The sequence below is a fragment of the Nostoc sp. XA010 genome (genome assembly GCF_020829625.1).
Taxonomy (GTDB): Bacteria; Cyanobacteriota; Cyanobacteriia; order Cyanobacteriales; family Nostocaceae; genus Nostoc.
In genome coordinates, this window is record NZ_JAIVFX010000004.1 from 106,053 (window position 1) to 128,594 (window position 22,542).

Consider the following 22,542-nt stretch of genomic DNA (forward strand, 5'->3'; position numbering starts at 1 on the left):
AATGCTTGGCTTCTAAGATATTCTGATTATATTAGTGTATTTGTGTTGGATAGGTTTTTCGTAGAGTTAAAGTGGTGCTTTGAAGTTATTTTTTAATATGTATATCCTGAATAGGGACTTTGAGTTATGAAGGTTAATTTGCAGCCTGCCTTGAATGATGGTAATTTGGACGCAAATCAACTGAACAGTCAACGTCAGTTGGGAATTTCGATTTCGGCGATCGGAGAAAATCAAGATCGCCATGTACCCCTGAATTTATGCTTAATTCTCGATCATAGTGGTTCGATGAATGGGCGATCGCTAGAAACGGTCAAAAAAGCCGCGAATCGTCTGGTAGATAGACTCAACCCTGGCGATCGCCTCAGTGTTGTAGTTTTTGATCACCGCGCCAAAGTCTTAGTACCTAGTCAAAGTGTCGAAGATCCAGAGAAAATCAAACAGCAAATTAATCGCCTAGCTGCCGATGGTGGAACTGCGATTGATGAAGGACTACGCTTAGGCATTGAGGAGCTGGCAAAGGGTAAAAAAGATACTGTTTCTCAAGCTTTTTTATTAACCGACGGTGAAAATGAACATGGTGATAATAATCGCTGTTTAAAATTCGCTCAATTGGCTGCTAGCTATAATTTGACTTTAAACACTTTGGGATTTGGTGACAATTGGAACCAAGATGTTTTAGAAAAAATTGCTGATGCTGGCTTAGGTACTTTATCTTATATTCAAAAACCCGAACAGGCGGTGGAAGAGTTTAATCGCCTGTTTAGCCGTATTCAAACTGTGGGATTGACTAATGCTTATCTGCTATTCTCCCTGATGCCCAATGTCCGGCTAGCAGAACTTAAACCTGTGGCCCAAGTTTCCCCAGACACAATTGAGTTACCACTGCAAAAAGAAGCTGATGGACGTTTCGCTGTGCGGTTGGGAGATTTAATGAAAGATGCAGAACGGGTAATCTTAGCTAATATTTATTTGGGACAATTGCCAACAGGTGAACAAGCGATCGCTAATGTGCAAGTCCGCTACGATGACCCAGCCGCCAATAAGGTAGGTTTAGTTACACCAAATATCCCAGTTTACGCCCATGTAGTCAAAAATTACCAAGCAGACCCGAATCCCCAGGTGCAACATTCTATTTTAGCATTAGCTAAGTATCGCCAAACCCAGCTAGCCGAAACGAAATTGCAACAGGGCGATCGCTCTGGTGCGGCGACAATGTTACAAACGGCTGCTAAGACTGCACTGCAAATGGGAGATACTGGGGCAGCGACGGTGTTGCAAACTTCTGCCACCCAGCTACAATCTGGTGGAGATTTATCCGAAAGCGATCGCAAGAAAACCCGGATTGTCTCAAAAACAGTTTTGCAAGATAATCCTCCTCAATGAAAGTTAAATTGCTCTCGGCGTTAAATGACAATAATGTTGATATGGCTCAAACAAGTAGCCAACGTCAACTAGCAATGACGATTTTTGCTATCGCTGGTGAGCTTGACCAAAATCTGCCCCTTAATCTCTGCTTGATTTTGGATAGAAGTGGTTCCATGCATGGACAACCAATTAAAACGGTGATCCAGGCAGTGGAAGGATTAATAGATCGGTTGAAAGCAGGCGATCGCATCTCAGTTGTGGCTTTTTCCGGTTCTGCGGAAGTCATTATCCCTAACCAAGCGATCGAAGACCCCGAAAGCATCAAATCCCAAATAAAAAGCAAACTCAGCGCTAGCGGCGGTACTGCGATCGCTGAGGGTTTGGAATTGGGAATTACAGAATTGATGAAGGGGACAAGAGGCGCTGTTTCCCAGGCGTTTCTGCTGACGGATGGGCATGGTGAAAGCGGTTTGCGGATTTGGAAGTGGGATATTGGGCGAGATGACAATAAGCGCTGTCTTCAACTCGCGCAAAAGGCTGCCAAACTGAACCTAACTATCAACACTTTCGGATTTGGCAATAGCTGGAATCAGGATTTGCTAGAAAAAATTGCCGATGTCGGTGGTGGGACTTTAGCCCATATTGAACGCCCTGAACAAGCTGTGGAGCAATTTAGCCGACTGTTTGGACGGATTCAGTCGATTGGGCTAACTAATGCCTACTTGCTGTTATCTCTAGTGCCAAATGTCCGACTAGCAGAATTGAAACCCATTGCCCAAGTTGCCCCAGACACAATCGAGTTACCAGTGGAACCGGAAGCTGATGGTAGCTTTGCTGTACGTTTGGGAGATTTGATGCAGGATGTAGAACGGGTAGTTTTGGCGAACATTTATCTGGGACAATTGCCCGAAGGGAAACAAGCGATCGCTCATCTGCAAATCCGTTATGATGACCCGTTGGTTAACGAACAAGGTTTACTTTCGCCCCTCATGCCAGTCTATGCAGATGTAGTGCGGGCGTATCAACCGATATCTAATCCGCAGGTACAACAGTCTATTTTAGCATTAGCGAAGTATCGGCAAACCCAGTTAGCCGAGGCGAAATTGCAACAAGGCGATCGCACTGGTGCAGCAACAATGCTACAAACGGCTGCTAAAACCGCTTTACAAATAGGAGATAAAGGGGCGGCGACAGTGTTGCAAACTTCCGCCACTCGTCTGCAAGCTGGGGAGGAACTTTCGGAAGCAGACCTTAAGAAAACTAGGATTGTATCAAAAACCGTTTTACAGGAATAGATAATTTATAATTCATAATATTTTTCTGAAAACTACTGGACTTCATGATGTAGCTATTATTTGTTCTGACTATGATCGCTCAAAAAAAATTTATGTAGAAGTTCTAGGTTTTTCGATTATCCAAGAGACTTTTCGTACCGAGAGAAATCCACCGACTGCCTTAGTATTTAGTAAACAAAAATGACTCGCCCTCAAGATACGGATGAACGTGTTCTTTAATGATATACCGCACGGTTTCCGAAATCCACTTATGCTCTTGCGGATTATTTACATGAAAAGAAAGTACTTCAATTAGCGCCATAATAAAGAAACCTTCTTTAATCTGTAAGTAATGTTCAGGCAGCTTACGGATAGTTTGATAGCCTTCAAAAAAGGAAGGTCTGACAATGGGAAGTAAATATTGAAGCGAACTTGCAATATCGTAAAGATAGTATCCAAAGCCACAGCGAGCAAGGTTTGCATTTTCCAGATTAGCACTTTGCTAAAGCCTTCATCTTGCAAAGATTAGCAAAACTCTGCTAAAAATGCTACAGGTAAATGGTTGGTAGCTTGAGAAATTAAAATGAAAACCACTGGCATTCATCATATTGCTATTATTTGTTCTGACTACGATCGCTCCAAAAATTTTTATGTAGAAGTTTTAGGATTTCCGATTATTCAAGAGACTTTTCGCACCGAGAGAAATTCTTATAAATTAGATTTACGAGTTGGAGAAAATGCTCAAATAGAGCTATTTTCTTTCCCAAATACTCCAGAACGGCCTAGTAAACCGGAGGCTTGTGGTTTAAGGCATATTGCTTTTAAAGTTGATGATGTTGAGGAAACTGTTTTTTATTTAAAATCGAAAGGAATAGAGGTAGAAAATATCAGAGTTGATGAAATTACAAATAAAAAGTTTACTTTTTTTAAAGACCCAGATAATTTACCATTAGAAATTTATGAGTTTTAAAAAATTTAATATTTAAGAATCACATCTATTTTAAAGTAATTCAACCAGACTTCTTTTTGTGCCGCGCAAAGGCACAAATAAGAACGCAAATGTGTAATCTAAGTAAATTGGATAAATAAATATAAGTTTTTTACTTCTTAGCATTTACATTTTTAGCACTGGTACTTTTTGGTGATATATAAAATTTTAAAAAAATACTTTAATTTTTTTGAGGAGTTTTACTAAAATTCTCAAAAAACCTGTGTTATTTCGGAGGTCACAACGGCTAGAAACAGGGCAAGATGTGCTTAATGCATAGCTCAATGGTGGTGCATCCAAGAACATCAACTACAAGGTTATGAAAAAGGCTTTTGCTTTAATTCTGTTTCTCATAACACTTACCAGCTGCAAGCCTGTAGGCAAAGGTCTACGTAATGAGATTGGGGAGGCGATTGGCGAGACGATTGGCGAGTTTACGGGCCAAACGATTGTAAAAGCTGTTTTATATTCAGGTGAGAGAAAACAGTTATCTTATGCTGGTAATTGGGTATATATTCTAACAATTTCATCAAATTATAAATACTATATTGATGTTAATTCCATCATACAGGAAGGGCAACTCTACACTTAGAATAAACTAGTAAAGTTTAAATATTCTAACCGTAATGGAGTTAAAGCAATGATTATAAGTAGCGGTATTGATTGTAATACTGTAACTCTTTATGAATTCGATAGATTAGAAATTGACTCCCAAAATGTAGTATTAAAAAGAGTTAATCTAAAACAACCTGGAGTTTCACGAGTAAAATCTGAGACAGCAGGTTCTTCGTATTGGGAATACTTTTGTAAAAAATAAAATGCTAATTTAATGTTTACTTGAGAAATGACCTATTAGGAAATTAGTATTAGACAAAGAGGTTATCAGACGAGTTTTGAGGTCAGATATTATGCGCGAGTCAGTGATTTATCAAGATATTTTAGACGAAGGCAAGGCTGAAGGTAAGGTTGAAGGCAAGGCTGAAGCTTTACTTGAAGTTGCAAGAAATCTATTTAATACTGGTATGCCATTAGAACAGATTGGCAGAGTCACAGGGTTATCAATTGAGCAGTTACAGTATTTGCAGGTAAGTGAGTCTGGTGAGTCTAATAAATAAATAATCGGTGCAGTCAACCTGCACCGATTAGTAAGTGTGACTCGAATTAAACATCCCATTGTTTCACGCTAATGCTGAAGCTTGGGGTTTGGCAAAAATCATTCTTCCTGCGGTGGTTTGCAAAGCACTAGTAACTACTACTCGCAGTTCACCACCCACATAATTGCTGCCTTCTTCAACGACTACCATTGTGCCGTCATCTAGGTAGCCAATGCCTTGACTGGGTTCTTTGCCTTCCTTGAGAATTTTCAAATCAAGGTTGTCACCTGGTAAATAACTGGGACGGACGGCGTTCACTAAATCATTTACATTTAAAACAGGCACTTTCTGGACGCTAGCAACTTTAGACAAGTTGTAGTCGTTGGTTAGCAATGTACCGTTAATTTCTTGGGCAAAGCGCACTAACTTGGCATCGACTGTGGGAATATCTTCGTAGTCAATTGTATTAATCACAATGCGATCGGGATATTCTTCTTTAATGCGGTTGAGAATTTCTAGTCCTCGTCTTCCTCGCACTCGCTTTTGGTCTTTGCTAGCATCCGCTACTTGTTGGAGTTCTTGCAAGACAAACTGCGGTACAAGAATTTGCCCTTCCAAAAACCCTGTTTCTAGTAACGCTTCAATGCGACCATCGATAATGCAACTGGTGTCTAAAACTTTGGTATTGGCGGGTTTTAGCGTTCCTTCCACAACCATCGATTCGACGGTGTTGGGATTAATGAACCGCAGTAAGCCTCGCCCGTGGGTATCTGCCAAATTCATGCCAGTGACGGAGAGGATAATACTACCAACAACTGCCACCAGTGGCTTAATAAATCCAAAATCTGCCGGGATGGGTAGCAAAAATAGTGGGGCTAGCATCAGGTTAGCTAGCAATAGCCCAATCACTAAGCCGATCGCACGAGTTAAAATCACTTCCAGAGGCATTTCTTTGATTTGTGATTCTAGGCGACGATATGTCGTCTGGAAACTCAGCCCGATCGCACCACCAATAATAGCGGCAAAGACGGCAACAACTAAGCGTAAAGCTTCAAGATTTGTTACCTGATCTAGTGTGCTATTGGGCAGTAGTTCAATGCTGTAGAACCCTATTCCCGACGCTGCCAGAATAAATGAGAAAATAATAATGGCGTCAAGCATGGTTGTCTTGTTTTCCTGTAACTGTGGTAACCGATAAAGTTAAGTATTTTTTATTTCATCGGTAAGATAAACTCATCAATATTGACTTACACTAAGGGTTTAGTAGGGCAATATCTGCAATTATTATAACCAAAGGCTTTTATCTTCCTATTTTTCATGGTTTCGTTGTAAAACGACAAAAACTTGGAAAAAAACTACTTATTTTGTAATAATTCAGAATTCAGAATCCAGAATCCAGAATCCAGAAGTCAGAATTAAGAAGACTTTGATACCCAAACTTGATAATTTTAATAAAATCTAGAAGTGATTTCACGCTTGATTCTAGAGTTATTCTAGCTCCTGACTCCTGACTCCTGAGTTTTTACCTCATTTTCATTGTCTCTAATTCGCAGTTGGCTTAACTTCATCTTTTCTCAAAATGAGTCAAAAATTTAGTATTTCTGGAATTGCGAGTTCTGCGTATGTGCATATTCCCTTTTGCAGACGGCGGTGTTTTTATTGTGATTTCCCGGTGTCTGTTGTGGGCGATCGCTTGCGGGGCGAAACATCTGGTACTATCTCCCAATATGTTGAGGTGCTATGTCAAGAAATTGCCATTACACCAGCATTGGGTCAACCCCTGAAAACAATTTTCTTCGGCGGTGGTACTCCTTCGCTGCTATCAATAGAGCAGTTACAACGGATAGTAACAGAACTAGAGAAGCATTTTGGTATTGCGCCTGGGGCAGAAATTTCGATGGAAATTGACCCAGCCACCTTTGATTTAGCGCATATAGCAGGCTATCGCAATGCCGGCGTGAACCGGGTAAGTTTAGGTGTACAAGCCTTTCAATCAGAATTATTGCAAAGGGCGGGGCGATCGCACTCAGTTGAAGATATTTTCGCAGCTGTGGAACTAATCCACCAAGTTGAGATTCCCGAATTTAGCTTAGACTTAATTTCTGGGTTACCGCATCAGTCTTTGGATCAATGGCAAGATTCCCTAGAAAAAGCGGTGGCACTTGTACCCACTCACATTTCCATCTACGATCTTACCATCGAACCAGGTACAGCCTTTGGGCGTTACTACAAACCTGGCGATACTCCTTTGCCTACGGATGAAGCTACAGTCAAAATGTACCAGATGGGGCAGCAGGTTTTGACTAGTGCAGGTTATGAGCATTATGAAATTTCTAATTATGCTCAACCTGGTCATCAGTGTCGGCATAATCGAGTCTATTGGGAAAACCGCCCTTACTATGGCTTTGGTATGGGTGCGGCGAGTTATGTTGACGGGAAACGCTTCACTCGTCCGCGTAAAACTAGGGAGTATTACCAGTGGATGGAAGCTGGCGGTGTGATTGATTGTGATGTGACTCCCCCAAAGGAAGTATTGTTAGAAACGTTAATGTTGGGGTTGCGTTTGGCGGAGGGTGTGAGTTTGGCGGCGTTGGCAGAGGGATTTGGGGAAGAGAAGGTGGAGGAGATTTGCAGGTGTTTGCAAGGATATTTTGATCAAGGTTGGGTGGAAGTTGCAGAGGGAAGGTTGCGTTTGATTGATCCCCAAGGGTTTTTGTTTTCTAATGTGGTGTTAGCGGAGTTGTTTGAGAAGTTGGGGTGAGCAAGAGGCAGGGGAGCAGAGGGCAGGGGGCAGGGAGCAGGGAGCAGGGAGCAGGGAGCAGGGGAGATTTTAAGCTGATGAGGATTGAGGATTTATGCAGAAAAATAAAGTTAGAAAAGCTGTGATTCCGGTAGCTGGTTTTGGGACTCGGTTATTTCCAGCTACTAAAGTTGTGAAAAAAGAACTTTTTCCGATTATTGATCGAGATGGTAGGGCAAAACCTGTGATTTTAGCAATTATTGAAGAGGCAATTAGTGCTGGAATTACAGAAGTGGCGATTGTGGTACAGCCGGATGATCAAAAAGTATTTGAAGATTTATTGAAGAACCCACCCAAAAGAGAACTTTTAAATAAACTTTCACCGCAAAATCAAGAATATAGCCGATATCTCGAAGATTTAGGCAGCAAAATTACCATATTATTGCAAGAGGAACAATTAGGCTATGGTCATGCGGTATTTTGTGCCAAAGATTGGGTGCAAGATGAGCCGTTTTTGCTAATGTTGGGCGACCACATTTATGCATCTGATATTGAGAAATCTTGTGCTAGTCAACTTTTAAATGTTTATGAACAAGTTAATCAAAGCGTTGTTAGTTTAACTACAACGCCAGCAGAAAATCTTCATACATCTGGATGTGTAACAGGAGTTTGGCAAGATTTAAACTCGATTCTGGAAGTTACACAACTCTATGAAAAACCTGCCATTGACTATGCACAACAACATTTGCGTGTACAGGGAATGGCAGAAAATGAGTTTTTATGTATATTTGGTTTGTATTTACTAACGCCAAAGATTTTTGACTTTTTAGCAGAACACATCAACCAAAATTTCCGAGAACGAGGCGAATTTCAGTTAACCTCTTGTCTTGATAGATTATGTCAGGAAGAGGGAATGACAGGATACGTTGTAAAAGGACAGCGTTTTGATACAGGTTTGCCAGATACTTACCGTCAGACAATGATTGATTTTAAAAAATTATAGATTAATTTCAGTTCAATTCATTTGCCTGGGATCTTACTGAGTATTTTATTCCTTGGAAGTCTCTTATGGGAAGTTGAAAATTAAGCTAAATCAATCACAAAACTATCTCAAAACTAGTGCTAGTTAGAGCAGGAAAGGAGCTAGCACCCAATTGTGCAAATTTACCCCCGGAATTTATATCAGCAAAATTATCCGCCGAACCATTGGGGTTATAAAAAAGACTACCATTTGCGCTATTATAAACAATCACCGCACAACTGCTTGCTGCTAAAGTATCGTTCGTCACTGTCGCAAAGTCTGCGGAATTTAATTTAGTTGGGAAAACTGAGTTACTTAGAGCGGTAAAGGTAGATTTAGATAGTTGGATCTTGTCTTGCTTAAGATTGAAGTCACTAATAATATCAACTCCGAGTTCGTTAATATCAAACTTTGATCCTGTTGCAAATGCAAACTTATCTAACCCAGAGCCTCCTTTTAGGTAGTCATTCCCACTATCTCCCTGTAGATAATCGTTGCCAATGTTCCCGATCAGAGTATCTTTTCCACTACTGCCAAAAAGAATATCATTACCCTTGCCCCCCAGAAGCTTGTCGTCATTACTACCCCCATCTATTCTGTCTGTACCATCTCCACCAACAAGGATGTCAAAACCGGCCCCCCCATCAATGTAATGGTTACCAATAACACCAGAAAGCGAAATCTTGTCATTACCATCCCCAGCAAAAATAACCTTATCGCCAGCCGAAAAATTCCCCCAGCTAAAGGTATCGTCTCTATTTGTCGTAACAACATCAGTACTTATGACATTTCTGGATCGAGCAACTGCCTCTTTTATGGCATCAGCAAAATTCTCACTTTTAGAACCAAGAGTCAGTACACTGCCTCGACCAAGTTGGGTAACTAGTGTCTGGTAATCGACTGCAACATCACTCGTAGTGAGAAAAATTGGAATAATATTATTTGCTTCTAGCGCAGTTTTTACTTGTCCAATCTCTGGATAATCTTCATTAGGATCGATTACACCATCTCCATTATTGGCAATAGTATCACTTGGACTAACTGCTGCACGATCGCCTGCAACGTGATAAATACTATCGGTGGCAATTATAACAACACGAAATGAACCGACTCTGTAAGCGAGATTGCCACCGCTATCTAAAGCTGCGTACAAAAGTGCGTCTAATTGTGATTCGCGCCCATCATTGCCACCAAATGCTTTCAAATCAAAGATTTTATCTTTAATTTTTGTTACATTATTTGTCAAAGCGACTTCTGGTTTATATACATAGTCAGCGAAACCCCCAAGAGGCGGCATTGGCTTATCCTTGAAGGAAGCAATACCAAATTTCAGGTCATCACCAAAGATACTTGCTAACATCGGGTTGGTTAACCGATTTACCGTCGCAGGAAGTACGGCTTTTACCCGGCCCAAATCCTTATCTGATGACGATGTTAAGTCTTTTAGCAGAACAATATCAGATACTAAAGCCATTGTTTATCCCTCTGACGATTTTAATTAATAAATTGTGTTGCAAAATGCAATACTAATTCAGCTTGATATTAGCAAGGTTAATCGATTTAAGGTAGTACTTAAAATTGAAGAAAATATAATCTATTTCAAAAAATATTTGCTGTGTTCTTACTGCGGCTTGATTTCCTTTGTCTGGGGCTTGTTATGCTAAATTACCGAAGAAAGGCAGGAGGAAGAAAATATATTTTTTGCCCTCAGCCATTTTCTTTTAGAGCAAGTAAATTTATTTATGGGGTTTATCTTCTGCCTCCTGTTTAATTCGTTGTACCATACTAAGGTTATAATCGCAGACTTAAGAGAAAATGTCACAATATATGAGTTAAGCTAAAGTGCGTCAATGGGTCAGCAGTGAAGATAATGCTTTGGATTAGAGGATGAATCAGTATTTTGCAACGGTTGCTCGTGGATTAGAAACCCTCGCGGCTCAAGAGTTAGAGCAGCTGGGTGCTAATTCAGTGGAGCCAGGGTTTTGCGGTGTAGCCTTTGAGGGCGATCGCACCCTACTTTATCGCGTCAACCTCTGGGCTAGGCTACCGTTCCGAATCTTGGTGAATATTCATGAGTTTCCATGCCTTGATGCCAAGGATCTCTATCGCGGCATTCAGAGTATCGATTGGCAAAACTATCTTACGCCAGACATGACTTTGGCAGTGAATACTACAGGTAAAAACAATCACCTCAACCACAGCCACTTCACATCTCTCCAGATCAAAAATGCGATCGTTGACCAGCAGAAAGAAAATCTGGGCGAACGTTCAAATGTAGAGCTTCATGAACCAGATGTGCGGATCAATGTTCATATTGAACGCGATAGTTGTACCGTTAAACTTGACAGTTCTGGAAATAGTCTGCATCGCCGAGGCTACCGTCCGGCAGTTGGAACAGCCCCTCTAAAGGAATCTTTAGCTGCTGCCCTGATTCAACTTTCGGGTTGGCAGCCAAACCAGATGTTTTATGACCCTCTCTGTGGATCTGGCACTTTACCCCTGGAAGCTAGCTTAAAGGCACTTAACATAGCGCCAGGATTGTTTCGTGAATCCTTTGGATTTGAAAATTGGCTCGATTTTGATTTATCTCTTTTAGAAAAGCTGCTGCAAGAAGCTAAGGATAGCCAACTGGATAACCTGCCCGCACCTATTTGGGGAAGCGATCGCGATGAAAATATAATTGAGCAAGCGATTAACAATGCTCAAAACTGCGGCGTTGATAACCATGTATGGTTTTCTCAAATGGAGCTTGCTGATGTTGTCGCCCCCGCAGACAGTGGGGTTTTATTCTGCAATCCACCTTATGGCGAACGCCTGGGGCGAGATAGTGATTTAGGGGCGTTCTATAAACTTTTGGGCGATGTGCTGAAACAACGCTTTAAAGGCTGGACTGCGTTTGTTTTGAGTGGCAACAAGGAACTGTCTCAATCGATTGGGCTAAAATCATCTCAGAGAATTGCAGTGTATAACGGAACGTTGCCCTGTCAGTTAATGAAATATGAGTTGTACTAAGACAAAATCGAGCAGATTTTGCGATTTATGGTTTCGCAGGATATTTAAGGCGATCGCTCTCAACTAATGTTGCCTTAACTATTTCCGAAATTTTAATTATCAAGACTGAAACTACTTCAACCTCTGAAGTAGTTTCAGTCTTGTATTCTACGAAATCCTAAGAATGTGTAATCAGATAGCGCGACGGCGGCGAACCATTACCATTCCACTTGCTACTAAACCAAGACCCAACAAAGAAGCCGGTTCAGGAACGGAAGTAGGAGGGGGATTTGTCCCTATATGAGGGATAAATAATGAGGCATGAGATAATTCTTTTCCTGCCTTTCCACTCCCATCTAAAGCAACACCAATGGTATTGAATACTCCCGTTAAACCTTTAGAGAAATCATAATCTTTGAATAGGTAAGCAGTGTAAGCATTACTTGCCTTGAGGCTAACTACAAACGTACTACTGGGCAATGCTGCTCCTAAACCCCATGTACCAGAACTAGAGTTATTGGCTGCTGTAATCGCAAAGGGATTCGAGTCATCAGATTTGCCAGCTAAAGTCCATTGCACACCAGTACCAACAAAGCTGCTAAACAGACCATTTTTTAAGTCAGGGAGCAAACTACCTTGTTCCCCTGTGTCATTACCAGTATTTGGGCCGTCACACGCTGTAGCTAAAACTCCTCCAAGTGAAATATCACTAAGGCTACATATTGGTGAAGATGGCGCAGCATATACTGGCGCAGCAATTGAAGTACAAGCGATTCCAGTAAATAATAAAACTGAAGTTGATATTAAAGAAAAACTTTTTCTCATTTTTTGCTCTGCTTTAAAGTCCGTTCAATATGGATTCTTATTGATGTAGTTACTAAATATTTACTTTGAAATAATAGTCCCTACTCCGATACTTTGAATCTTATACTTAGTTATTTTTACTTGTACTTAATTTGGTGTCATTTTTATCAGATATTTAAACAATCGCCACTTGTTTAAATACCTGATAAAGTAGGGATTATATCCTCATTAAAAATTTTGAAACTTTACATAAAAAATAAATGTAGCGCTCCTTAATCGGAATTACTGGCTACGGCGGTAAACTACGCAATTAATTCCTCAAAATACTTAAAGCCACCGCCTCTGCCACCTTGATGCCATCGATACCAGCCGAGAGGATTCCCCCTGCGTATCCTGCCCCTTCACCAGCTGGATAAAGACCGACTGTATTTAAACTCTGATAATCCTCTTTGCGTTTAATCCGAATTGGTGATGATGTGCGGGTTTCTACCCCAGTCAACACGGCATCATCCATCGCAAATCCCTTTATTTGTTTGTCAAAAGCGGGAAGTGCTTCACGGATGGCTGCGATCGCATAATCTGGTAAACTCTGACTCAAATCACCCAAATGTACCCCAGGTGTATAAGACGGCTTAACTGTGCCAAATGCTGTAGAGGGGCGATGGTTGAGAAAGTCTCCCACCAACTGCCCTGGCGCTTCATAAGTTCCACCGCCTAATTCAAAAGCCCGTTCTTCTAAGCGCCGTTGGAAATCAATTCCTGCCAAGGCATTGCCCGGATAATCTTCGGGTGTGATGCCCACAACGATCGCACTATTGGCATTGCGCTCATTCCGAGAGTATTGGCTCATCCCATTGGTAACAAGTCGCCCCGGCTCTGATGCGGCTGCAACCACCAAGCCCCCCGGACACATACAGAAACTATAGACGGAACGACCATTTTGACAGTGGTGAACCAGTTTGTAATCGGCAGCACCTAAAAGCTTATGACCCGCTTGAGCGCCGAAACGACATTGGTCGATGAGAGTCTGGGGATGTTCGACCCGAAAGCCAATGGAAAATGGTTTCGGTTCTATGTAAACTCCACGATCAAATAGCATTTGGAAGGTATCACGGGCGCTATGACCCACTGCGAGAACTACATGATTGCTGGCGATATATTCCCCACTAGCGAGGGTGACTCCCCGCACCTGTGCATTTTCGATGTTGATATCTTCCACCCGGCTTTGAAAGCGAATTTCACCGCCGAGGGATTCGATTTTGGCACGCATACTTTGGACGATTCCAACTAGTTTAAAAGTGCCAATGTGCGGTTTGTTGATATAGAGAATTTCCGGTGAGGCTCCTGCATTGACGAGTTCGGTTAGTACCTTGCGCCCATAATGCTGAGGATCTTTAACTTGACTGTAGAGTTTGCCATCGGAGAATGTACCCGCCCCACCTTCGCCAAACTGGGCATTAGATTCGGGGTTGAAATCTGATTTTTTCTTCCAAAAGCCAAAAGTATCAGCAGTGCGATCGCGAACTTGTTTGCCACGTTCTAAAATGATGGGACGGAACCCCATTTGCGCCAGCATCAAACCGGCAAATAAGCCACAAGGCCCAGTACCAATGACGATGGGGCGAATCGCCAAATTGCTTGGTGCTTGTGCCACTGGGCGATAACTCATGTCTGGCGTGACCATTACATGAGGATCTTTTTTCAGGCGCTTGAGTAGATGAGTTTCCTGAGTCGTTTCTACATCCAGAATATAAACAAGGGCGATCTCTCCTTTCTTACGGGCATCGTAGCTACGCTTGAAGATAGAATAGCTGATCAAATCTTCGTCCGTGATTTGCAGCTTTTTGAGGATGGCAGTCTTGATCTCATCTTCAGGATGATCAAGCGGGAGCTTTACTTCAGTTAGTCGTAACATAGCGAGGAGAAATTCATACTGTCTATCAAAATATTAACAAGAGAGGCAGGAGGCAGGACGAATACTGGCTTTTGCCGAAACCTTACATAAACACTGACTTTTCACGTCATGGAAAAACCTAACCCCTCTCCCGACGCAGTTGCAATGAGCAATAATACGTAGCAAAAATTCCCTCAGAGAAACAAGAAAAGTTTAGTTGAAATCAATACCTGTTAAGGTGTAGTTCCAGTGTATTGAGCAACTTAGGCAAGTCCTTTTGAGAAACCTGACGTGTACCCGTCTCGACTGCATCAACCCAGGAAACGCTTTTCTCCATCGTTGTAGCGAAAAATGCTCTAGACCAGCCTTTTGCTTTTCTCGCTTCTCTAATGAGATTACCTGATAGAGGCTGGATATTGTTTGCATTTAGCTGATTCGAGTCCACCGTCAAGCGTTCCTGTACTTCTGCTGGTAAATGAAAATGCCATCTAGAATTGAGTATTTGATTCCAGTAACCTATAGGTCTTTTAGCAGTTTTGCTGCTTGTTAACCAAGCTGGGCCTGTTTCCAGTTCTGCTTGCCATCCAGCTTCTTTGACAACTTTCAAGTCAGTTTCCAAATCATCAGCCATTTGCCGTCTAAGCTGTCTGTCTTGCTCTGCTGTTGACACTTTGTCTTTGCCGTAAGCAATCTCCATCAAAGTCTTGCCCATTACACAATCCTGAAATTCCGGTTTGATTTGGAAAGTTAGCCAAACTAGCATTCTAGCCGCGCCAGCATTTTGTTTACCAATACTAAATAGTTTCTGTACGGTTTTCTTAGTAATAATTCCAGTGTGGTAGTGGTATTTAGATTTGTTGAGGAAGTATTTTGTCCATACTCCAGCTTGACCTATCACCTTTAAACCCACTAGCTTGTTATTGCCAGTTTTATCTGTTTCAAAATCTCGTATTATGCTGATGTCCCAAATCTTTAAATCAGCAACAGTAAAAGCTCCAGCTTTCCCCTGTTTAGGCCATGCAATACAAGCTAGTACTTGAGCAGGTTGCCTTAGCAAGTCGTACAAAATACTCAATTTTTCATGCTTGCATAAATCCCTGCGTTTAACAAGCCCTGTGTATTCAAGTAGTTGCTTGTCATCAATTACAAAATTGCCTGACCAAGGTTTATCTAGGCTAGCTACTAAGGCACAGTAAATCAGGTGAATAGCACACGCCCTTGGATCAAATTCGTTTATAACAACTAAAGCTGCCTCTTCTGCCAGTGTTTCTGGTTGTGGAGTTTCGGGATTATCTGTTACATAGTAAAAGATTTTTCCTTTTCCAGTTTCAGCTTCTCTTTCATAACTAAAAGTATTATTTACTTGACTTTTCCATGACAGATTCATTTTTTGAGATAAGACTTCAGCAACTCCATACAAAACTAGCGACAAAGCAGCAACATTAGTCTTACTATCAGGAAATAAAGAAGCTTTTTTGAATTGCCGAGGTTTTGCTGAATACTGGTAATTTAATAGTAAATTTTGCTCATCTTTATTAACTCTGTCTTGAAGAGGAATTTGCTTTTTTAATTGGGTAGTCGAGTGTTCCAGAGATTCTTCATCAAGAGCAATATTAGTTTCCTTTGAATTTAGATTAGTGGAAATGGTAATTTCCATTAACTGGTGAAATAAATGCAGAAGTTTACTATATAATGTTTTTGCTAAGTGTTTCATTTTTATCCTACCAATCTACTGCTCACGTAAGTAATTTACAATAATGAAATAAAGCCTGAATTTCTTGTACTTGACCTTGCTAGAATATAACTCTCAGTCGCTTTTGGTCGCTTTAAAAAACCACCAACAATGCAAGAGATTTTCTACTAGGTAATACCAATCTAATAAAAAGTGGTCAAGTAAAAAAATTGATTTTTACTTGACCATAATTATCAGTGATGAGTTCAAGCTTTCACTGATTGTAATTACGAATTGCAGCTTTGCTGCTTGAGGTTACTAGCGATACTGTTGGTCAGCCGGATCGCCGTAGGGGTCTTCGCTAGCTGGGCGGACGTTACCATACTGCCTGTAATCCGCCGGATCGCCGTAGGGGTCTTCGCTAGCTGGGCGGACGTTACCATACTGCCCGGAATTTCCTTGGTTGCCTCTTTGCATCAACTTTTTGACAGCTAGGGCCGCTATACCAGCCATCGCTCCCTTAGCTAATGGATTGCTCATAATGTTACTACCTTGACCACCTGTAAAGCTCCCCACAGCACCACTCATAATTTGACTGAGTATATCTGGTTGTTGCTGGTGAACCCGGCCTGTTGTTTGAGCAAGATAATTTGGGTCTTGAAAGCGATCGTCTATACCATCTTGGTTTAGATCGGGGAAATTTAAGTTTGAAGAGCGTGTCTGCTGTTGAAGAGAGCGACCAAACTGCATCCGCTCTTGTGGTGACATCCGACTAAAGGCTTCTTGTGCAGATTCCTGATAAAGGTCTGGAGGTAATTGTCTAGATACTTGCTGATAACGGTTTAAAACTTCTTCATCTGAGTATCCCTCATGAGGTAAACCTTGCTCATAGCGGTTGACAAAATTGCGGTAGTCATTTTCTGGTACCTCACCGCCACCGAAGATTTTTTCTAATAAATTCATTTGTGACTCCTAAACTGTGATTTCACTAAACTATCAACGGTAAAGTAATTACTTTCAATATATTAATTGTTATATTTTTTCAAAATCATCTATCAAAGGTTACTCTTACTTTGATAAAAGTATAACTATTAGTATATAAGACTCCGGTTTGAATTTTGAAAACATCCTGAGACTCAAAACACTGTTGTACAAAAATTAGAGGTCAAAATCTTTTCAACAATTAAATAACATTTTTATCTACTCATATAAAATTTTAAGAAAGAATTTTTTGAGAAAGTATAAAATGCTTAATATTATATTATCTTTCTGAGTATTATTAACTTTAAATCCGGAAAAAGTTTCTATTAAAAAATAGAATGACGGTTAAACGCCATCTATTTATAATCTGTACAAAAATTAATTTGTCGGAACAGTACCTGAACCCAAACCCCTTAAGTCTCGCCCTGTGGGACTGTTGTTATATCCTTGAAAGTCCCGGTATTGTTGTGCCTCCTCCTGTGGAACACGAATGCCCTCTTGTGGCGGTGTTACCCAGACGGGGCGATTTTGAGCATCTCGATAGTAAACACGCCCATTCTTAGAAAGGTAGTATTTCCCTTGCGCTCCCGTTCCTTGGGCATTCTTTCGCTGATTGTAGAGGTAGTAAAGTCCAGCAGCTCCTGCCAAGATTGCCACTTTCTGCCCTGTACTTAATCCCTTCCTAGCTTGGGGTTGATTTACGGGAGCGCGATTATTTAAATTTCTCCCAACAGTATCGTCAATTGGAGGTGGCGTAGCATTTTGGGAACCTCCGCCGCAGCTATTAAGCAAAGGGACTGTTAGTAATGTTGAAAGAAATACTGTTGTTGTCAGTGAAGCTAATTTATTTGTCTTGATCATACATTTTCTTTTCCTGCTAATTAGCTGATGTGGTATAAGATAGGACTTACGCAAAAGCGCTAAAAAGCTTAATTTATCGAACTGCCAAGAATGCCATCGCGTAGCGTCTCGTTAGAGAAGAACACCAAGAATCTACAGTTTTATACAATGGTCAAGCAAAACTCAGCTTTTTACTTGACCAAAAGTTTAAATACACTGTATCCGTCACTATACTTTAGTTAGCTTAAAGTCTGTGATTCTTCTCTGCCTAGAGTTTGGTTTTTAAGCAAGTGAATTTCTGCTGTTAATTCTTGCCGAGTCGAATCTTTGAGCAAATAGCGGAAAGTAAACCAAATTGTGTAACCAAGTCCAATTAATTGGAGAAATGGAGAAACTAGGGGAATATCATTTATGGCGTTGAGTACCGCTAGAAAAATCCTTAGTGCCGTAACTGTTATCACAAGCAACGCAAAGCTGATAATCAGCAATTTGTATTCTTGGTAGAATCTACCTATGTACTCAGGTATTTTTGCCAAAAATATAGAAATCTGTCTACCAATTTTTTGCCATTGTTCTTCATTTTCCGAGGCGGGTGGCAACATTGCCAGGTTTCCAGGCTCTGAACCTTTAAGTGCTTCTATCTGGTTTGGAGAGGCAGTATCGACATACTGCTCTTGCTGTAATTCGGTATTCATAATAATCTCCTGATTTTCTGCAATGAGAGCAGTTTTAAAGTTTTCACTTTGTTATTATCAATTTTGTCAACGCTTGCTTTGGAACTAGATTTATTACTCCTTAGCGGCACAGCTAAATATTTATTTGCAAATTTATTAGGACTTTAATAATATTTAGACATTTTTAGATTTACTTCTCATCAATCTTTTGGCATAGATTTTATCTTCTATAAGTTTGAGATAACAGGTGTTACAACTTAAGCAAATAAACCTTTAATAATGTGAGTATTTTGATTCAAGTGTAAGGTGTTAATAAACATATCAAACTAGCTAGATTTGATGGTATGTATTGATTTAGTTAATTTTAGTTTTTAGATTTACTGCTAGAAAGTAGTCACATAAATGCTAGAAACTAGTCACAGTATTTACAAAAATCTAGTTAAAATGAATTTTATAATTAGTAATACATTAATACTAAAAGATTGTTTTATATCATACTTGTGGGTTATGAGACTATATTTAATTACTTCGATTGATTAAATATCAAGATGATTTAACTCAATCCTCGGAGAGAAGATAAATATAAACTAAATTGTGTAATTTATAAAAAGACACAGCAAGATTTTAAGGAATCAAATAATGCCACTCCAAAAAATAAGTGAATTTGATCCAGACTACCCTAATACTCTTGAAGGTAACGACATCAAAGGAATGGGTGTGTATGTTCAAGGAACTGATGAGAAGATTGGTACAGTAAATGATGCTGTAGTAGATGATCAAGGAGCATTCCGCTATTTAATTGTTGACATAGGCTTTTGGATTTTTGGCAAGAAAATCTTACTACCAGTAGGTAAATCGCGTATTGACTCTACAGCAAACCGTGTATATGTCGTTGGTATAACAAGAGAGCAAGCGGAAAATTTACCTGAATATCAAGAGCATACAACGCTTGACTACGACTATGAAGAACAGGTGCGTGGAGGATATCGCACACCGTCTGTAGAAAGTTCAGCTACGCTAGGATCGACCTCTGGCCGCACTACTCCCAGTCCTGATTCTAACAGCTACACCTACGCAGATGACGCGGATCTGTATGATGTCAGCGCTCACGAAGACCAAACCTTGAAACTCTACCAAGAAAGGCTAGTTGCTAGTAAACAGCGCCGAAAAAGCGGAGAAGTATCGATTAGTAAGCATGTTGAAACCGAAACTGCAAGAGTTGCTGTTCCGGTGGAAAAAGAGCGAGTCGTGATTGAGCGAGTGACTTCTCAAGACACAGGCAAAGTTGTGTCTGCTGAAGCGACGGACTTCCGCGAGGGCGAGGTAGCGCATATAGACCTCTATGAAGAAGTTCCAGACATCCAAAAGGAAGCTTTTTTGCGAGAAGAAGTCAGAGTGCAGAAAGTTGTAGACAAAGAAACCGTTGAAGCTCAAGAAACCATTCGACGCGAAGAATTAGATGTTGACGCTGATGGGACTCGAATAGAGAATAAAACTGACCGAGGTTAAAACAATTCGCAATTCGCAATTCGCAATTCGCAATTACCTTTTGTGATGGGGATTTAGATTTAGGCGTTCAATTCGCCCTGCTTGATAGAAGCTATGCAACTTAAACCCCCACCACTTGTTAACCTACTTAAACTACAAAGGCCATTGCTTTTGAGTTAGTAGGAGTGGGTTTTCTACCTACTTCTACTCAAAATTACTTTCAGAAGATTGATATTGCAGAAGAGTCATTAGTTTAGATGAGGTGGTTAAATTGAAAATAATTCAAAAGTTTCGTCGGGTTTTAACAGCTTTAGTCTTGGTATTAGTACTAACAACGACTGCCGCCTGTAGTGGTACTGTTCAAGCTAAACAACCAACTCAATTACCGTCCGGAATCAGTCATAGCGCCGACTATGCTTTGTTGTCACGCGGTAACAGTGTACAGGGTCAAGATTTTGGGAACTGGGTTGTCAGCACAGCCAAAGGAATTGTCCAAGATGCTTATGTACGTGACAACAATAAGTTAGGTGTCGTGATTGCGCCTCAAGTTCGTCCGACCGAAGTCCGACCGTTAGCAAAATCTTTACTCCAAGGTTTTCACAAAAATTTCCCCAATCAAGACTTAAAAGTTTTGATGTATGCACCAGACAAAAAACTGATTTTGACGGCTCAGTATGATGTGCAATCTCAGCAAATTGAGTATAAATAGGGACTCATTTTTTGGAGAAACCCTGAGTTAATTCAGTTGATTGCAAGTATAAAAAGGAGACATTTAAAATGAGCAGCAGTGACAAGTATAAACGCGAAATTCTCAACGAGTTGGCTCACGGTAATACAGAGTCTTTAGATGATGTTTCATCTGACCAAACTCAGGAATACCAAAATTTTGACGATTTTGCCCAGCGTTCATCTCACGATCAACGTCGGCAATTGTTTAGTAAATCTTTCAACCATAACAGCATTCCACCAAGCCAGTTGGAGCCAGAACTCCAAAAAGCGATCGCTCAGATTAAGCCTAACGAACGGGATGATGTTGCACGGGCATTTTTCAAACACTTAAAGCAAAGAGGTCTAGACGAGCGCCATCTGGAGCGAGATTTGGGACTTTCTACCCACAACGCTAACCACATGAATGCAGATGACCTCAGCAAGCTGGCATCTTTCACATATCATAGCCATCCTGACATCTTCCAAGAAGTGATGGCTGAACAACCAGCGATTCTTAAGTTTCTCAGCAATCCAATGGTAGGTGCAGCTTTAGGAGCGATCGCCTCTAAATGGTTTGGTCGTCATAAGTAATATCATGTCCGGTTAAAGACTTATCATTAAGACTGCAAGGGGGCAGGGAGCAGGGAGCAGGGGGAGAAAGGGTTTTCAGGTTTTTGCACAGATAGTCAAGAACACCAAAATCTCCAATTTAGTGGCTTGCAATTTAGATAAAATGTGAGCCACTATTTTTTATTCCAACCTCCTGCCTCATTCACACAAGGCTAACAGCCCTCTCTAACATTCGTATTGTCCCAAGTTCGGCATTTATTTCCACTTCTACACCGATTGGCAAAGTAAATTTATCCTTAATATGACCAATCATTGAACCATACCAAGCAGGAATACCTAAAGGAAGTATGTGTTGTTGCAATACTTGCATTAATGTAAATGATGGTTGATCTCCAAGACTACATTTAGTGCATTGCCCAAAAATAAAGCCAGCAATTTGATTAAGTATCCCAGCAGTTTTTAATTGCGTCAGCATCCTATCTATACGGTAAACATCCTCGCCAACTTCTTCCACAAACAGAATGCTTCTGTTCCAAGAAGGTAGGTAAGGTGAACCTACCATCGCTGATAAAACTGATAAGTTTCCACCCACAAGTTTACCCCTCGCCTTTCCCGGTGCTATTATCTCCAACCGCACTTCGCTAGGATTGAGATTTTGCATAGTCACCGCTTCAGCCTTAAATAGGATGCGCTTGAAGTAATCGACTGTAAATTCATTCCAGGTAGACGTAGCAACTGGCCCATGAAAAGTAATCATTTGACTACGGGCATTAATTGCTAACAACAGCGTTGTAATATCGCTGTAACCGATGATAATTTTCGGATGGGAGCGGATTAGCGAGTAGTTGAGCAGGGGTAAAATGCGATTGCAACCCCAACCACCACGCATGGGAATAATTGCTTTGATGGTGCGATCGCTAAACATCAAGTTTACATCCTGGGCGCGATCGCTGTCTTTACCCGCTAAATAGCCGTAACGGTCTAAAATATGCTTCCCCAGCTTGACTTTTAACCCTAACTGTGAAAGGGATTGTTGCGCTACTTCGATATCTTTAGCGTCAACGATACCCGCAGGGGAAATCAATCCTACAGTATCGCCAGCTTGCAGACGGGGCGGCTTGCGGATGGTGTTTAGAGATAGCTTACCTTGGGCGCTAAGTGTTGGTATTTGAGTGGCTAAGGTAGCCAGCCCACAAGTTGCAAGAAATTCCCGACGCTTGATATTCATAACCATTCAGTTGGGGATTAGGGATTAGGATAGTGATACCAATTACGAAAATCCTGATACATATAGATTTATCGTAGGGGCATGGCATTGCCATACCCTTACCAGCGTATTTGTATCATTATTAAAATAAAATGGTATGACGAATTGTAATAGGTTATAGCAACGCTAAATCATTCATAAAAAGTTAGATCCCCGACTTCTAAAAGAAGT

21 protein-coding genes are annotated in these 22,542 nt (G+C 40.8%); 12 read left to right on the top strand and 9 right to left on the bottom strand.

Features of this window, described 5'->3' with window-relative positions:
* The first annotated feature begins 126 nt into the window (after nt 1-126).
* The 6 genes from LC608_RS07855 (at nt 127) to LC608_RS07880 (ending at nt 4,742) form a co-directional block, all read left to right on the top strand.
* Nucleotides 127-1,383, top strand: a complete 1,257-nt coding sequence (locus tag LC608_RS07855) for a VWA domain-containing protein (RefSeq protein WP_229553005.1) — start codon at nt 127-129, stop codon at nt 1,381-1,383.
* The gene (locus tag LC608_RS07860; RefSeq protein WP_229553006.1) at nt 1,380-2,660 is read left to right on the top strand and encodes a VWA domain-containing protein; all 1,281 of its coding nucleotides are present in this window, start codon (nt 1,380-1,382) and stop codon (nt 2,658-2,660) included. The genes LC608_RS07855 and LC608_RS07860 overlap by 4 nt, the downstream gene beginning before the upstream one ends.
* 25 nt (nt 2,661-2,685) lie before the next feature.
* Entirely contained in the window at nt 2,686-2,844 is a 159-nt protein-coding gene (locus tag LC608_RS07865; protein ID WP_374108386.1) for a VOC family protein, read from the top strand.
* Nucleotides 2,845-3,222: 378 nt separating this feature from the next.
* Nucleotides 3,223-3,609 carry a VOC family protein gene (locus tag LC608_RS07870; protein ID WP_229553007.1) on the top strand — a complete coding sequence of 129 codons (387 nt, stop codon included), beginning with the start codon at nt 3,223-3,225 and terminating at the stop codon, nt 3,607-3,609.
* A 337-nt stretch (nt 3,610-3,946) separates the two neighbouring features.
* Complete coding sequence (locus LC608_RS07875; RefSeq protein WP_229553008.1) at nt 3,947-4,219, top strand: hypothetical protein; 273 nt, start codon at nt 3,947-3,949, stop codon at nt 4,217-4,219.
* Between the two features lie 316 nt (nt 4,220-4,535).
* Entirely contained in the window at nt 4,536-4,742 is a 207-nt protein-coding gene (locus LC608_RS07880) for a hypothetical protein (RefSeq protein ID WP_308189841.1), read from the top strand.
* Nucleotides 4,743-4,805: 63 nt separating this feature from the next.
* On the opposite strand, the gene LC608_RS07885 is transcribed toward LC608_RS07880, so the two are convergent.
* The gene (locus LC608_RS07885) at nt 4,806-5,882 is read right to left on the bottom strand and encodes a PIN/TRAM domain-containing protein (RefSeq protein ID WP_229553009.1); all 1,077 of its coding nucleotides are present in this window, start codon (nt 5,880-5,882) and stop codon (nt 4,806-4,808) included.
* A 418-nt stretch (nt 5,883-6,300) separates the two neighbouring features.
* Here LC608_RS07885 and hemW point away from each other — a divergent pair, with 418 nt between their 5' ends.
* Both hemW and LC608_RS07895 read left to right on the top strand, forming a co-directional pair.
* Complete coding sequence (gene hemW, locus LC608_RS07890) at nt 6,301-7,482, top strand: radical SAM family heme chaperone HemW (RefSeq protein WP_229553010.1); 1,182 nt, start codon at nt 6,301-6,303, stop codon at nt 7,480-7,482.
* A gap of 94 nt (nt 7,483-7,576) precedes the next feature.
* Nucleotides 7,577-8,464 (top strand): UTP--glucose-1-phosphate uridylyltransferase, encoded by an 888-nt coding sequence (locus LC608_RS07895; RefSeq protein ID WP_229553011.1) that lies wholly within the window; start codon nt 7,577-7,579, stop codon nt 8,462-8,464.
* A 94-nt stretch (nt 8,465-8,558) separates the two neighbouring features.
* Here the strand turns inward: LC608_RS07895 and LC608_RS07900 are convergent, their stop codons facing one another.
* Nucleotides 8,559-9,956, bottom strand: a complete 1,398-nt coding sequence (locus LC608_RS07900; protein ID WP_229553012.1) for a hypothetical protein — start codon at nt 9,954-9,956, stop codon at nt 8,559-8,561.
* Between the two features lie 413 nt (nt 9,957-10,369).
* Here LC608_RS07900 and LC608_RS07905 point away from each other — a divergent pair, with 413 nt between their 5' ends.
* Complete coding sequence (locus tag LC608_RS07905) at nt 10,370-11,494, top strand: class I SAM-dependent RNA methyltransferase (RefSeq protein ID WP_229553013.1); 1,125 nt, start codon at nt 10,370-10,372, stop codon at nt 11,492-11,494.
* A 171-nt stretch (nt 11,495-11,665) separates the two neighbouring features.
* On the opposite strand, the gene LC608_RS07910 is transcribed toward LC608_RS07905, so the two are convergent.
* From LC608_RS07910 to LC608_RS07935, 6 genes are all read right to left on the bottom strand, one after another.
* Nucleotides 11,666-12,298, bottom strand: coding sequence for a PEP-CTERM sorting domain-containing protein (locus tag LC608_RS07910; protein WP_229553014.1), 633 nt, complete (start codon nt 12,296-12,298; stop codon nt 11,666-11,668).
* 289 nt (nt 12,299-12,587) lie between these two features.
* Nucleotides 12,588-14,192 (bottom strand): NAD(P)/FAD-dependent oxidoreductase, encoded by a 1,605-nt coding sequence (locus LC608_RS07915; protein WP_229553015.1) that lies wholly within the window; start codon nt 14,190-14,192, stop codon nt 12,588-12,590.
* Between the two features lie 202 nt (nt 14,193-14,394).
* Nucleotides 14,395-15,885: a helix-turn-helix transcriptional regulator gene (locus LC608_RS07920; RefSeq protein WP_229553016.1), complete on the bottom strand. Its 1,491-nt coding sequence runs from the start codon at nt 15,883-15,885 to the stop codon at nt 14,395-14,397.
* A gap of 276 nt (nt 15,886-16,161) precedes the next feature.
* Nucleotides 16,162-16,806, bottom strand: a complete 645-nt coding sequence (locus LC608_RS07925; protein ID WP_229553017.1) for a hypothetical protein — start codon at nt 16,804-16,806, stop codon at nt 16,162-16,164.
* Between the two features lie 396 nt (nt 16,807-17,202).
* Nucleotides 17,203-17,685, bottom strand: coding sequence for a hypothetical protein (locus LC608_RS07930; protein ID WP_229553018.1), 483 nt, complete (start codon nt 17,683-17,685; stop codon nt 17,203-17,205).
* A 218-nt stretch (nt 17,686-17,903) separates the two neighbouring features.
* The gene (locus LC608_RS07935; protein ID WP_229553019.1) at nt 17,904-18,359 is read right to left on the bottom strand and encodes a CAAD domain-containing protein; all 456 of its coding nucleotides are present in this window, start codon (nt 18,357-18,359) and stop codon (nt 17,904-17,906) included.
* A 618-nt stretch (nt 18,360-18,977) separates the two neighbouring features.
* On the opposite strand from LC608_RS07935, the gene LC608_RS07940 reads away from it, so the two are divergent.
* From LC608_RS07940 to LC608_RS07950, 3 genes are all read left to right on the top strand, one after another.
* Nucleotides 18,978-19,847: a DUF2382 domain-containing protein gene (locus LC608_RS07940; protein ID WP_229553020.1), complete on the top strand. Its 870-nt coding sequence runs from the start codon at nt 18,978-18,980 to the stop codon at nt 19,845-19,847.
* A 250-nt stretch (nt 19,848-20,097) separates the two neighbouring features.
* The gene (locus LC608_RS07945; protein WP_190941697.1) at nt 20,098-20,535 is read left to right on the top strand and encodes a hypothetical protein; all 438 of its coding nucleotides are present in this window, start codon (nt 20,098-20,100) and stop codon (nt 20,533-20,535) included.
* A gap of 68 nt (nt 20,536-20,603) precedes the next feature.
* Complete coding sequence (locus LC608_RS07950; RefSeq protein ID WP_229553021.1) at nt 20,604-21,125, top strand: hypothetical protein; 522 nt, start codon at nt 20,604-20,606, stop codon at nt 21,123-21,125.
* A gap of 181 nt (nt 21,126-21,306) precedes the next feature.
* Here LC608_RS07950 and LC608_RS07955 read toward each other — a convergent pair whose 3' ends face one another.
* Complete coding sequence (locus tag LC608_RS07955; RefSeq protein ID WP_229553022.1) at nt 21,307-22,332, bottom strand: LD-carboxypeptidase; 1,026 nt, start codon at nt 22,330-22,332, stop codon at nt 21,307-21,309.
* Nucleotides 22,333-22,542 lie beyond the last annotated feature (210 nt).